The 12669-nt window shown below is 44.1% G+C and carries 14 protein-coding genes; 3 read left to right on the top strand and 11 right to left on the bottom strand.

All coding sequences use genetic code 11. The features are described from left to right. Positions 1 to 5: 5 nt before the first annotated feature. Complete coding sequence (locus tag FKN88_RS05100) at positions 6 to 332, bottom strand: metalloregulator ArsR/SmtB family transcription factor (protein ID WP_306687337.1); 327 nt, start codon at positions 330 to 332, stop codon at positions 6 to 8. A 274-nt stretch (positions 333 to 606) separates the two neighbouring features. On the opposite strand from FKN88_RS05100, the gene FKN88_RS05095 reads away from it, so the two are divergent. Beyond that, complete coding sequence (locus tag FKN88_RS05095; RefSeq protein WP_306687339.1) at positions 607 to 2097, top strand: SulP family inorganic anion transporter; 1491 nt, start codon at positions 607 to 609, stop codon at positions 2095 to 2097. A 10-nt stretch (positions 2098 to 2107) separates the two neighbouring features. Continuing rightward, positions 2108 to 2956, top strand: coding sequence for a universal stress protein (locus FKN88_RS05090; protein ID WP_306687340.1), 849 nt, complete (start codon positions 2108 to 2110; stop codon positions 2954 to 2956). 102 nt (positions 2957 to 3058) lie between these two features. On the opposite strand, the gene FKN88_RS05085 is transcribed toward FKN88_RS05090, so the two are convergent. The 4 genes from FKN88_RS05085 to FKN88_RS05070 form a co-directional block, all read right to left on the bottom strand. Continuing rightward, positions 3059 to 4702 (bottom strand): BCCT family transporter, encoded by a 1644-nt coding sequence (locus tag FKN88_RS05085; protein ID WP_306687341.1) that lies wholly within the window; start codon positions 4700 to 4702, stop codon positions 3059 to 3061. 185 nt (positions 4703 to 4887) lie between these two features. Next, entirely contained in the window at positions 4888 to 5745 is an 858-nt protein-coding gene (locus FKN88_RS05080) for a hypothetical protein (RefSeq protein WP_161429855.1), read from the bottom strand. Further along, entirely contained in the window at positions 5745 to 6602 is an 858-nt protein-coding gene (locus tag FKN88_RS05075) for an ABC transporter ATP-binding protein (RefSeq protein ID WP_306687342.1), read from the bottom strand. The genes FKN88_RS05080 and FKN88_RS05075 overlap by 1 nt, the downstream gene beginning before the upstream one ends. Next, positions 6599 to 6970 (bottom strand): GntR family transcriptional regulator, encoded by a 372-nt coding sequence (locus tag FKN88_RS05070; RefSeq protein WP_306687343.1) that lies wholly within the window; start codon positions 6968 to 6970, stop codon positions 6599 to 6601. The genes FKN88_RS05075 and FKN88_RS05070 overlap by 4 nt, the downstream gene beginning before the upstream one ends. A 230-nt stretch (positions 6971 to 7200) precedes the next feature. Between FKN88_RS05070 and FKN88_RS05065 the strand changes: the two genes are divergently transcribed. After that, positions 7201 to 7884 carry a VC0807 family protein gene (locus FKN88_RS05065; protein WP_154167801.1) on the top strand — a complete coding sequence of 228 codons (684 nt, stop codon included), beginning with the start codon at positions 7201 to 7203 and terminating at the stop codon, positions 7882 to 7884. A 76-nt stretch (positions 7885 to 7960) separates the two neighbouring features. Here the strand turns inward: FKN88_RS05065 and FKN88_RS05060 are convergent, their stop codons facing one another. From FKN88_RS05060 to sufC, 6 genes are all read right to left on the bottom strand, one after another. Further along, positions 7961 to 8371: a SufE family protein gene (locus FKN88_RS05060; RefSeq protein ID WP_154167798.1), complete on the bottom strand. Its 411-nt coding sequence runs from the start codon at positions 8369 to 8371 to the stop codon at positions 7961 to 7963. 87 nt (positions 8372 to 8458) lie between these two features. Continuing rightward, positions 8459 to 8992 (bottom strand): putative Fe-S cluster assembly protein SufT, encoded by a 534-nt coding sequence (gene sufT / locus FKN88_RS05055; RefSeq protein ID WP_154167795.1) that lies wholly within the window; start codon positions 8990 to 8992, stop codon positions 8459 to 8461. A 49-nt stretch (positions 8993 to 9041) separates the two neighbouring features. Further along, positions 9042 to 9407, bottom strand: a complete 366-nt coding sequence (locus FKN88_RS05050) for an iron-sulfur cluster assembly accessory protein (RefSeq protein WP_154167793.1) — start codon at positions 9405 to 9407, stop codon at positions 9042 to 9044. A gap of 10 nt (positions 9408 to 9417) precedes the next feature. Continuing rightward, a complete protein-coding gene (locus FKN88_RS05045; protein ID WP_154167790.1) occupies positions 9418 to 10647 on the bottom strand; it encodes an aminotransferase class V-fold PLP-dependent enzyme in 1230 nt (409 codons plus the stop codon). Next, complete coding sequence (gene sufD / locus FKN88_RS05040) at positions 10647 to 11906, bottom strand: Fe-S cluster assembly protein SufD (RefSeq protein WP_154167787.1); 1260 nt, start codon at positions 11904 to 11906, stop codon at positions 10647 to 10649. Before sufD ends, FKN88_RS05045 begins: the two co-directional genes overlap by 1 nt. Then, positions 11906 to 12667 carry a Fe-S cluster assembly ATPase SufC gene (gene sufC / locus FKN88_RS05035; RefSeq protein WP_154167785.1) on the bottom strand — a complete coding sequence of 254 codons (762 nt, stop codon included), beginning with the start codon at positions 12665 to 12667 and terminating at the stop codon, positions 11906 to 11908. The genes sufD and sufC overlap by 1 nt, the downstream gene beginning before the upstream one ends. Positions 12668 to 12669 lie beyond the last annotated feature (2 nt).

Below are 12669 nucleotides of genomic sequence, written 5' to 3'. Positions count from 1 at the left end.
TTGAGTCAGTTGGTACAGGAGTACTGTTTAATCGTTTGGCTCTCTTTTTCTATCAGTGATCGATTGTTTTCCATCGACATCACCAATACTTGACGCATCCAGTCCGGTAATTGTGGATTAATTTGGTAATACACCCATTTGCCCCGCCGCTCATCAATCACCAAACCGTTTTTACGTAACTCGGCTAAATGACGAGAGACTTTGGGTTGACTAAGAGAGAGTGCAGTCATTAAATCACACACGCACAGTTCTCGATGCTGGCTGATCAACAATAATGATTTAAGCCGAGTCTCTTCAGCTAATGATTTATAGAAGGTTAACGTATCACACATAACAAACACATATGAAAAATCGAATGTGTGTCACATTAAGACTTTCGAAGCAAAAAGTCAAAGTTCAATAGCCCTTTTTCTTTAATTAGCCACGAGGAATTAACCATCGAGAGCATCCTTATTGGTTTACTTAATTGACCTTCAGAACAGCAATGATTAAGATCACATTTCTAAATGGCCAATAGGAGATTCCGTGCATGTCACTTACGCCGCCCTAGAACAATGACCACCTCTCAATTCACACCTTTTATTTACCTATTTATAGAGAAAACAGATGTTACAGAATATTAAGCGCGATTGGTTATCCAACGTGCGAGGGGATGTTTTAGCTGGTTTAGTGGTTGCGCTAGCACTGATCCCAGAAGCAATTGCTTTTTCAATTATTGCTGGTGTTGACCCCAAAGTGGGTCTATATGCCTCTTTTAGTATGGCGGTGGTTATTGCCTTTACTGGCGGACGCCCGGGAATGATTTCTGCTGCAACGGGCGCTATGGCTCTATTAATGGTCACGCTGGTTAAAGAACACGGCCTAGAATATTTATTAGCGGCGACACTGCTCACTGGAGTATTACAAATTGCCGCCGGTTATCTAAAACTGGGGAATTTAATGCGCTTTGTATCGCGTTCAGTGGTCACCGGTTTTGTTAACGCCTTAGCAATTTTAATTTTTATGGCTCAGCTTCCAGAGCTAACCAATGTCACCTGGCATGTCTATGTGATGACTTTAGCTGGCTTAGGCATTATTTATCTTTTCCCTTATGTACCCGTCATTGGCAAAATCCTGCCTTCTCCGCTGGTATGTATTATCACCTTAACCATTATCGCTATTAGTTTTGGCATCGATATTCGTACCGTCGGTGACATGGGGGATTTACCCGATACACTGCCAATTTTCTTGTGGCCTGATGTACCGCTTAATCTAGAAACCTTACTGATCATCTTACCTTACTCTGCTGGCCTTGCTGTCGTCGGTTTGCTTGAATCGATGATGACCGCCACGATTGTTGATGATCTTACCGATACCGACAGCGATAAAAACCGCGAATGTAAAGGTCAAGGTGTGGCCAACATTGCAACTGGTTTTCTTGGCGGTATGGCTGGTTGTGCGATGATTGGTCAATCAATTATTAATGTTAAATCCGGTGGTCGAGGCCGTCTATCGACTTTTGTCGCGGGTATATTACTACTTATCATGGTGGTTTTTCTTAGTGATTGGTTAAGCTTGATCCCTATGGCAGCTCTAGTCGCCGTAATGATCATGGTCTCCATCGGCACCTTCTCTTGGAGCTCAATTAGAGATCTTAAATCGCATCCACTTTCTACCAATATTGTCATGATTTCGACTGTGATTGTGGTGGTCATGACCCACAATCTTGCGATTGGTGTTGGAGTTGGCGTGCTATTAGCTGCACTATTCTTTGCCAATAAAATTGGCCGCTTTATGGTTATCAAGAGCGACCTAGCAGAAAATGGCAGCCAGCGTACTTATCGTGTTGTTGGGCAAGTCTTTTTTGCCTCGTCAGATCAATTTATCAACTCATTCGACTTCAAAGAAGCATTGGATCATGTCACCATCGATCTCTCTGCAGCACATTTCTGGGATATTACTGCCGTCTCTTCCCTTGATAAAGTGGTGATTAAATTCCGCCGTGAAGGGGCTGAAGTAACATTAATCGGCATGAATGAAGCAACAGCCACCATTGTCGACAAGTTCGGTGTTCATAATAAACCCGAAGAAGTGGCAAAACTGATGGGCGGTCACTAAGGAGCAAAGCATGACAAATATTATTGCCTGTATCGATGGAGCGAGCTATTCACAGTCCGTGGCGGATCTGAGCGTTTGGACAGCGAAAACGTTGTCTGCGCCACTCACTCTACTGCATGTGCTCGATAAATCCGATCGAGAAATTGCCATTGAATTATCCGGCAACATTGGACTAGGCAGTCGTGAGCACTTACTACAAGAGCTGGTCGAGCTGGATGAAAAGCGCGCCAAAGTAGCGTTAAGACACGGAAAGGCCTTACTCAATGAGTTAGAAGCCAAAGCCCTTGAGTCTGGTTTTACTGATCTACAAAAACTGCAAAAACACGGTGACTTGCTGGAAACCCTGCTGGATATGGAACAAGAGATCCGCGTCCTCGTGGTCGGCAAATCTGGTGAGGTTAACCAAAGCAACACTAAAGCCGTTGGTTCACAATTGGAAAGTGTGGTTCGCACCATTAAAAGCCATATTTTAGTCGCGACCGGGGACTTTGCAGCGCCGCAAAATTATTTGTTAGCGTTTGATGGCAGTGAAGTGAGCCAAAAGCTGGTTGAAAAAGCGATCAATACACCGCTACTCAAAGGATTGACTTGTCACTTAGTGATGGTCGAAGACTCAGATGAAAAAGCGACCGCGTTTGCTAGCGCAGCGGAAAAGTTGCGTACTCATGGTGTCAATGTGGTGGAAGCCAGCTTAACCGGTGACGTGCACCGCGCGATTCTCGATTACCAACAGCATCATCAGTTGGGAATGATTGTGATGGGCGCTTATGGTCACTCAAAACTGCGTCAGTTTTTTGTAGGTAGCAACACCACAAAAATCATCATTGAATCCAACGTCCCGCTACTTTTGATTCGTTAACTTTCAGTCGTACAACAAAAAGCCCTAACTCTCTGTTAGGGCTTTTTTTATCGAGAAACAACGGTATTCTTTCGACTTTCGGTATATGCCGTTATTGGCTCTTTATTTGGCTTTTGCTTTTCTGGGTTCGCTCATTAATCCCTTAATCAGTGACACCGTCGCGACCAGTAAGACAATGGTAAACGGGAAACCGGTTGTGACCGCCATCGCCTGCGCTGCGGCTAACCCGCCACCTAGCATTAATGCAATAGCAACTAACCCTTCAAAGGTACACCAGAAGATACGCTGTGGCGTCGGCGCATTCACTTTGCCACCTGCCGCAATAGTATCAATCACTAGTGATCCTGAATCTGAAGAGGTGATAAAGAAAACCACGACCAAAATGATGCCAATCACCGACGTAATACTCGCCAACGGCATGGCATCCAGCATCGCAAATAACTTAACGGGTAAATCAGCGCCCATCACTGCTTGATAACCATCATTAGCGTATTGGCTAATCGCTGTGCCACCAAAGGCTGTCATCCAAAATGCACATACCGTCGATGGGATCAACAACACACAAACAATAAATTCGCGTACCGTACGACCACGCGATACTCGCGCAATAAACATACCGACAAATGGTGACCAAGAAATCCACCACGCCCAGTAAAACGCCGTCCAACCTTGTGAATAATTCACATCTTCGCGACCAAATGGCATGGCTAATTCAGGTAGGTATGTCACATAAGCAACAATATTATCGAAAAATCCCGTTAAAATCGCTAACGTCGGACCAACAACAACGATAAACAGCAGCAATAAGGCGGCTAGGCCCATATTGATTTCTGATAAACGTTTAACACCACTATCTAGCCCTGCAACGACTGAGATCAATGCTAACGCGGTGATCACAATGATCAATACCACTTGTGTAGTATCGGTTAAGGGGACATCGAATAAAAAGTTAAGTCCAGTCGCTGCTTGAGACGCTCCGTAGCCTAAGGAAGTCGCCAAACCGAACACGGTCGCTACCACCGCCAAAATATCGATCACATGCCCTGTCCAACCCCATACCCGCTCACCAAAGAGAGGATAAAAAATTGAACGCATTGTCAGTGGTAATCTCTTATTAAATGAGAAAATGGCTAACCCTAGTGCCAGTAATGCATAGATTGCCCATGGGTGCAGCGCCCAATGGTAAATCGTTGCTGCCATACCTAATCGACGAGCCGCTTCAGTATCCCCCATTGCACCGCCCAGTGGCGCCCAATCGGTACGTAAGCCATCTTCTATGGCTGCGCCTGATAAGGAACTACTAAAGTGTGACATGGGTTCTGACACACCAAAGAACACCAAACCAATCCCCATTCCTGCAGCAAATAGCATAGCTAGCCAACCAGCGTAAGAATAGTCGGGTACCGCGTCAGTGCCACCAATACGTACTCGGCCTAATGGCGATACCACCAAACCTAAACACACCAAGACAAAGATATTGGCCGATAGCATGAAAAACCAATCTAAATGCGAGGTCAGCCAACCACGCATATGTAAAAAGACAGGTTCTACTTGCTCGCGGAAAATCAAAGTCGTAAATACAAAAATAATGATTGCTAGCCCAGATACGGCGAACACTCGGTTATGAATGTCTAAGCCAAAAGGCCCAACCGATAACACCACATTATCTTGGCCAACGGTATAGTCCGTATCAATTGGGTTAACCTTGCCACTTGGGCGCGGGATCCCACCGTTATCACTACTCACATTCCTCTCCTCTCACTACTGTGTCTTTTGATACTCCAAATCAAATAACAATACCGGCAACACTAGAGGTGATGAGAAGGGATTTCCCATCACCTCTGTTTATACCCTTTCGACTTGAAGCTGCAGCGGTGTTGGCTACCTGCAACTCCAAGTGGTTTGGGTATATATCGAAGAGGATGATCCGTTTATTTAGCCCATAGCGCGGCCAATGAACTTTCATTCGTACGATAAAGCCGGTAACTTGCCCAATAACTGACCATGCCAATCAAAAGATACGCCATGAGATTACCGATACCAACCTCATTGACTATATTGGACATGGTCGAAGCCGTGACTAATTTTAGCGGAAAATTAAAGATAGCGTTAAAGAAATCACTGATAAGGTAAGAATTAAACATCGCGATCGACAACCATTTTAAGGTAAAACCACCAATAAACATGACTAATAGTGGTGAATTAAACAGTTGTGACATAAGTAAAGTAAAACATGCTAATGGAATTAAACACAAACCGACTAGCCACATTAAACCAATGTAACTCAAACCATGCTGCAATGCGTACCACAAAGAACGCTGAGCAAATAAAAATCCAAATCTTTCATTGGTTGCCATATTGAGCACCCAGAGAAAAATATCTGCAAAAACAACCAATAAAGAGCAGATAACTGGGATTAATAGTAGTCCAAAAGCCAGTTTCACCATATGGACCATGGTATTTGTGACCGGCATACTGCGCCAAAACATCGCGCTACCTTCTTTTCGTTCTTTACGAAACGTTTTCGGAAAATATAAAGCGCTTAACATTAATGATACCAAGCCAATCATCATCGTAATGAATTGATTGAAGCTCTCGACGGCAGAACCATCAACATGAGCAAGCGTGTCAGAATATTCGACATCGAAAAATAGATTATTCCCAAGTGAAACATTCATTAATAAGCTAATGAATAATAATATTCCGCATGCTAATAAAAATAGAGGGATTCGGGTCACACTTTTATTTTCAATCAGCTCTTTTTCAAGCATATATAGACTTGCATGCATTATGCTTTCTCCTTTTGTAGAGCAATAAATAAATCCGCTAATTTGATATTATGTACTGTTCCGAAAGCTTGTACTGCTTCTCGATGTTCTGCGGCCAGCAACCACTTGGTGGTGCCTAATCCGACTTGTGCACGTAACGGATTCAGTTTTTCAATCTCGTCTGCGTAGCTAGAGTTCGCCTCTAATACACAATAATTCTCAGTTAGATTATCCATCGAATCTTGTAAAACGGCGTTGCCTTGTTTTAAGATCAGCACATCGGTCAGCAAATGTTCAATTTCTGCCACTTCATGGCTAGCAATAATTAACGCTCGCTCACCATCATGAAACCACTCTAATAAATGACGATAAAAGGTTTCTCGATACATAAGATCAAGTCCTAATGTGGGCTCATCCAAAATCAGTACTTGGGTATCGGTTGCAATCACTAAGGCTAAATGGAGCTGGACTTTCATTCCTTTGGATAACGTGCGAATTTTACTCGATAAATTAATATTGGTTTCTGCTAACACTGAACGGGCCTTGGTTAACGAAAAGCTGGGATGAACGCCAGAGGTATAGCGTAACAATTGCTTCACCGTCATCCAGTCCGGCAGCACATTGACATCGGAAATATAGGCCAGTATTTCCATGACCTGAGCATGATCAGCAATCGGATGAAGACCGTTAATCGCGATGTCACCTTGGTAGTAGTGAGCTCCTAATAAAGCGTTAATTAGGGTCGATTTACCCGCACCATTATGGCCCAACACGCCTAATACTTGCCCAGCATGAAGAGTAAAACTCACTTCATGCAGCGCCTCTGCTTGTTTAGCGTACTGTTTAGAAACCTGCTTTGCTTCAACTAATGGATTCATTGTTCACCTTCAATATGCCGTTTTAATTGGCTAATAAAATCATCTAAGGGCATCTCTAGCACACGAAGTGTGTGGGCTATTTCTGGGATTTGCTGCTGCAAAAAATGCTGTTTCTGGCTGTTTTTTAACTGCTGAAGTGCACCTTTTATGACATACATTCCCTGACCCCTGCGCTTTTCAACCAGTCCTTCGTCAACCAGTAATTGATAACCTTTCATTACCGTTAAGTGATTAATTTTCAGTTCAGCCGCCACGGTTCTTACTGACGGTAAGGCATGATCTTCTTGCCAAATCCCTTTTAAGATCTGTTCAATGATCTTGTCGGCTAACTGACGAAAAATGGGCTGGTTATCTTGCCACTCTGTCATATTTTTATACCGATATGGTGTTATACACGGATATAACAGTAAACCTAATGCGCCGTATTGGCAAACTCTTTTTACTCAATTATAAAAATAAGGGCGGGTTTAAACTCAAATAGTAAGAAGAAACCATGAGACGACTGCTTACAATTGAGCTCGATTTGAGGTTACTGATGGACTTGCGTTAGTGGGGAGCATTAGTATACTTTGCTCTCTGCAAGTAGGAATCATTTACAATGAAATCAAATAAAAACAAGAGTTTAATCAGTAATCTGTTACTGAACATTATCATCCCTGTCGTTATTCTCAGTAAGATGAGTGGTGAAGATAATCTAGGACCGACCTGGGCGCTGATCGTTGCCCTCGCCTTCCCATTGATTTTTGGTATCGTGAGTTTTATTCAAGAAAGAAAAATCAACTTTTACTCCGCTCTTGGTTTAATCAGTGTTCTGTTGACTGGTGGTATCGGTTTACTGCAATTAGACCCCGCCTATATTGCGATTAAAGAAGCGGCCATTCCAGGGATCATTTTTATTGGTATCTTGATTAGCAATGCCATCGGATATCCGGTTGTCAAAAAGATGCTGCTTAACGATGATATTGTCGATAATGAAAAACTCAACCAAGCGTTAGAAAAATCCAACAATCACGCTGAATTTGAGAGCAAAATTAATATCTGCTCATACATCATTGCTTTTTCGTTTCTGGTTTCTACGGTATTAAACTATGTACTCGCCAAATGGATAGTGACGAGCCCTGCAGGGACAGAAGCGTTTAATGAAGAGATCGGTAAGATGACCGCCCTCAGCTTTCCAGTCATTGCTTTACCCGTCACGATCATCATGATGGGAGCATTGATCTACTTATTTAAAAGTATTTCGACCATTACCGGTAATAAGATTGAAGATTTTCTGCGCTAAACCGCTTAAAGTGACAACATAAATAATAAAACCCACGACTTGCGTGGGTTTTATTATTTATAGGCCAAAACCTGACTTATTGTTGCTGGCGAGCCAAATGTTGAATTTTACCCACAATCGCTCTTAGTCCGTTACCTCGAGTCGGGCTAATATGACGCTCTAAATCTAACGTTTTGAAATAACTATCGATATCAAACGCTAGGATCTCACTGGCAGTCTTATTGTGATAAGCCGCCAAGACAATCGCCAATAAACCGTTAACGATAATCGCATCGCTATAAGCAAAAAGCTGTAAACGACCCTGCTCAATTTGAGTATGCAGCCATACTTGGCTCTGACACCCCGGTACAAGATCTTCATCTCGCCTTTGCTGCTCATCAAACGGCGTTAATGCCTTGCCTAAATCGATGATGTATTGGTAGCGTTGCTCCCAATCGTCAAAAAAAGCCAAATCTTCGATGATCTCTTGGTCACTTGGTAGGTTCATTTTTAAGCTCTATATCCTTACGAATTGATACGACATCGACTGGATTAAGGTGTCGTAACGGCTCTACACTAGTCGTGGAGCCAAGAATTAAAAAAACAGTCCGGTTTCGAGTTGGGCTTCTTCACTCATCATCTCACGTGACCATGGTGGATCAAACACTAAGTTGACCTGAACCTGATCGACATGAGGCACCATACTGACACGATGTTCAACATCACCGACTAAAACAGGCCCCATTCCACAGCCTGGTGCCGTTAACGTCATTTCAATCTGTACGCAGCGAGCAGCCTGATCAATCGACACTTGATAGATTAGACCTAGCGATAATAAGTTAACCGGGATCTCTGGATCATAGACGGTCTCTAAAGCCTGATATATTTGCGCTTGATCGATATTTCCATCTTTGGGTGTATCAAATTCAAGTTTCAGAGGCTGTCGACCAATCGCATCGGCATCAGTACCATCAACACGATACATATTTCCGCGCCACGTGATGGTATAGTTACCGCCCAGATCCTGAGTAATGGTGACAAACTCACCTTGAGTAAGAAGCTGCTTATCGCCATTAGGCACTCGCCTGACCATACAATCGCGTTCAAGGTTTACAATTCTCTGTTGCATTTAGTTAACCTTGATGCTCGAAAAGACAGTAACACTGGCCACTAAGGTGTTAACTGACATTAAAACTTTCTCCACAGCCGCATTCAGCAACCACATTAGGATTATTAAACTTTACCACGCCATTTAAACCATCTTTAACGTAGTCAAGTTCAGTACCTTGCAGCATCGCAATCGCCTCAGCAGCAATACTGACCGTCAACTTATCGCTTGCTTTGATCACTCGATCTGACTCTAGCGCCTGCTCTTGGATATCGAGAACATAGGCATAGCCATTGCAACCACTGGTTTTCACAGAGATGCGTACAACATGGTCAGGCTGACTCGCTAATTTATTTTCAAAATGACGAATCGCACTGTCGGTTAATGTCAGTACTGGTTGATTCGACACTTCAGGGGTATAAGTTTCTACCTGCATATAATTTACCTTAAACTAACATTTGCTGAGCTTTTTTAAGTGCAATGAACAGCGCATCGATTTCTTCTATCGTGTTGTAAATAGAAAATGACGCTCTCGCCGTACCAGGAACGCCTAAACGACGCATCAATGGCTGCGCACAATGATCGCCGGTGCGAATTGCAATCCCTTGTTTATCTAGAATAAAACCGATATCGGCTGGGTGACAACCTTCCAGTAAAAAGCTCAACACGCCAATTTTGTCGTTTGCATTACCAATTAATTGGAAACCCTCTAGCTCACTCGCGTGTTGCAACGCTCGCTCCATCAAGGCCCGCTCGTGTGCTTGCACGGCTGCGAGGTCAAACTGGCTAAACCAAGTAATGGCAGCGGCCAAACCAATCACACCAGCGATATTGGGTGTACCCGCTTCTAATCGGTTAGGAAGGCTTCCCCACGTAGCGTCTTGATAAGTCACCTTAGCAATCATCTCACCGCCCGTTTGCCACACCGGCCAATCTTGCAATACCTCAGCTTTGCCCCAAAGTACGCCCACTCCTGTTGGACCAAAAACCTTATGACCAGAGAAGGCGTAAAAATCGCAGCCAATATCAGCCACATTGACACCACCATGAGCAATGCCTTGCGCGCCATCAATTAAGACCAGTGCCCCCACCTCTTTGGCTTGTGCCGTTAAGGCATGGATAGGGTTAACCGTACCAAGCGCATTAGAAATGTGTGGCATCGCCACCAATTTGGTCGATGAATTCAGCAGCGATGCAAATTGCTCGACATTCAGCTCACCATTATCTTGAATAGGAGCGATGACCAACTCGGCACCACTCTTCAGGCAAGCCTGTTGCCAAGTCACCAAATTCGCGTGATGCTCCATTTCGGTGACCAATACTTGATCGCCAGGCTGCAAACGCTGCGCGATACCATGCGCAACAATGTTGATCGACTCGGTAGTCCCGCTAGTCCAAATCACTTCACTGCGATCAAAAGCGTGGATATAGTTAGCGACCACATCACGGCCATGTTCATAACGTTGTGTTGCTTGATCCGCTAAACGGTGAACGCCACGATGAACATTAGCATTACACTGAGTATAAAAATCAGTAATCGCTTCAATAACCGCCATCGGCTTTTGCGTCGTCGCGGCATTGTCTAGGTAAACCAGAGGCTTACCTTCAACATTTTGATTAAGAATAGGAAATTGCGCTCTAACCGCAGCAACGTCGAACGCAGAGGTTTCGACCATTATCTTACCTCCATCTCTTTAAAACGAGCACTCAATATAGGCGCTAACCACTCAGCCAAAACTTGATTTGGCATTTGGTTAATCAATTCTTGAATAAAGCCAACATTGAGCATGACTAATGCCTGTGAACGGCCAATACCACGCGACATCAAATAATACAGCGCTTCTTCTTCAATTTCAGCCACCGTCGCACCGTGGGCACATTTCACATCATCGGCGTAAATTTCTAACTCTGGCTTGGTATTGATCTGGCCACGGCGTGACAAAAGTAAGTTACGATTATTCAGCTCAGCAAGGGTCTTTTGCGCATCACGATGAATGTGAATACGGCCATTAAATACCGCTGTCGCTTTGTCACCGACAATACCACGTACATTCTCTTCACTAGTGCCATTAGGTTTTGCGTGTTCAATAGTACTGTGCAGATCAAAATGCTCCGATTCACCCAATAGATAAACGGCGTTCATTTTTGCTTCTGCATGCTCACCACTATGAATGATATCAACATCAAGGCGTGACAATTGGCTACCAAAGCCAATCACCGTGCTGTTTAGTTGAGCATAATCATTAAGCGAGAAATGCGTGCCACCAAAATACAAAGCTTGCGGGCTATTGATCAGAAATTGATAATGCTCTAGCTCAGCATGTGCACCAAGCAAACACTCCGTGAAACCGGTGCGTAAATTATCACCGCTGCCTTGAGCATGCTCAATCAAGGTTAATTTGCCATGGTGACCAAGATTAACTTGCACACGATAATGGGCTTCATAGCCATGATGATTGTGATGAACGATTCGGAGCGGAGTCGTGCAATGGCACTCAGGATCAACATCGATAAACAATACATTATCAGCCAATACATCGTTGACCATACCGAATAAATGGCGCGATGGTTTAACCTGAGAAAAACGGCTCACCGTAGCTGCTTGTTGGTCAGCGGGTAGGCTTTGAGCACTATAGATACTGACACCCTGTGATAAATTTAGCGCGCTTAAATCGGTCTGCAATTGACCATCAACAAACACTAAATCGATGGTTTCAAGCCCAGCGATTGGCGCTAAGTTGAACGGCGCATTGTCTGATTCCGGCGACAGTTCCAGCTGCTCTAAACAAGAGAGCGAGGTATAACGCCAAGCTTCAGTACGTCGGGTCGGCCAGCGGGTTTGACGCAGAGCATTAAGCGCTTGTTGACGAACCGGGCTCAGCCAATCATTGGTTTTCGAGCCACGGTCTATCACTTGCTGAAGCCATTGACTCATTACTCAGCCCCCTCGCTATCTTCTAAGCCAAGAAATGCGTAACCCTGTTGCTCAATTTCTCTGGCTAATGAAGCATCACCGCTTTTGACAATTTGGCCGTTAGCCAAAATGTGGACAAAATCGGGTTCAATGTAATCAAGCAAGCGCTGATAGTGAGTAATGACCACAAAGCTACGATCTTTACTGCGCTGGCTATTCACGCCGTTAGCAACCACTTGCAAAGCATCAACATCCAATCCTGAATCCGATTCATCTAAAATACATAGGCTTGGCTCTAATAAAATCATTTGCATGATTTCGTTACGTTTTTTCTCACCACCGGAGAAGCCTTCATTAACGCCTCGTTTCAGAAAATCGAGCGGCAGTTGAACTTGCTTACTGGCTTCTTTGGCTTTTTTCAAAAACTCAGCAGCCGTCAATGGCTCTTGTCCACGATGGGCACGCATGGCATTCACTGACTCTTTCATAAATTCCATATTGCTGACACCAGGAATTTCTACCGGGTACTGAAAGGCCAGGAATAAGCCGTGTCGAGCACGTTCTTCAACGTCCATATCCAGTAAGCTTTGACCATGTAACATCGCTTCGCCGTCGGTCACTTCATAGCCGTCGCGCCCAGAAAGCACATAGCCTAAGGTACTTTTACCCGCACCGTTAGGTCCCATAATCGCGTGAACTTCGCCCGGCTTAATGTCGAGATTTAGCCCTTTTATAATGTCTTTTTGCTCCACACGAGCGTGTAAGTTTTTAATATTTAACATGT

Origin of the sequence: Vibrio sp. 2017_1457_13 (assembly GCF_030851525.1) — a bacterium.
Classification (GTDB): domain Bacteria; phylum Pseudomonadota; class Gammaproteobacteria; order Enterobacterales; family Vibrionaceae; genus Vibrio; species Vibrio metschnikovii.
Note: the sequence above shows the minus strand (reverse complement) of the source record. Positions and strands in the feature narration are given on the sequence as shown.

Bases quoted from the DNA above. Each gene is read 5' to 3' on its own strand.
- FKN88_RS05100 (WP_306687337.1), bottom strand. From the start codon at position 332: ATGTGTGATACGTTAACCTTCTATAAATCATTAGCTGAAGAGACTCGG.
- FKN88_RS05095 (WP_306687339.1), top strand. From the start codon at position 607: ATGTTACAGAATATTAAGCGCGATTGGTTATCCAACGTGCGAGGGGAT.
- FKN88_RS05090 (WP_306687340.1), top strand. From the start codon at position 2,108: ATGACAAATATTATTGCCTGTATCGATGGAGCGAGCTATTCACAGTCC.
- FKN88_RS05080 (WP_161429855.1), bottom strand. From the start codon at position 5,745: ATGCATGCAAGTCTATATATGCTTGAAAAAGAGCTGATTGAAAATAAA.
- FKN88_RS05075 (WP_306687342.1), bottom strand. From the start codon at position 6,602: ATGAATCCATTAGTTGAAGCAAAGCAGGTTTCTAAACAGTACGCTAAA.
- FKN88_RS05070 (WP_306687343.1), bottom strand. From the start codon at position 6,970: ATGACAGAGTGGCAAGATAACCAGCCCATTTTTCGTCAGTTAGCCGAC.
- FKN88_RS05065 (WP_154167801.1), top strand. From the start codon at position 7,201: ATGAAATCAAATAAAAACAAGAGTTTAATCAGTAATCTGTTACTGAAC.
- FKN88_RS05060 (WP_154167798.1), bottom strand. From the start codon at position 8,371: ATGAACCTACCAAGTGACCAAGAGATCATCGAAGATTTGGCTTTTTTT.
- sufT (WP_154167795.1), bottom strand. From the start codon at position 8,992: ATGCAACAGAGAATTGTAAACCTTGAACGCGATTGTATGGTCAGGCGA.
- FKN88_RS05050 (WP_154167793.1), bottom strand. From the start codon at position 9,407: ATGCAGGTAGAAACTTATACCCCTGAAGTGTCGAATCAACCAGTACTG.
- FKN88_RS05045 (WP_154167790.1), bottom strand. From the start codon at position 10,647: ATGGTCGAAACCTCTGCGTTCGACGTTGCTGCGGTTAGAGCGCAATTT.
- sufD (WP_154167787.1), bottom strand. From the start codon at position 11,906: ATGAGTCAATGGCTTCAGCAAGTGATAGACCGTGGCTCGAAAACCAAT.
- sufC (WP_154167785.1), bottom strand. From the start codon at position 12,667: ATGTTAAATATTAAAAACTTACACGCTCGTGTGGAGCAAAAAGACATT.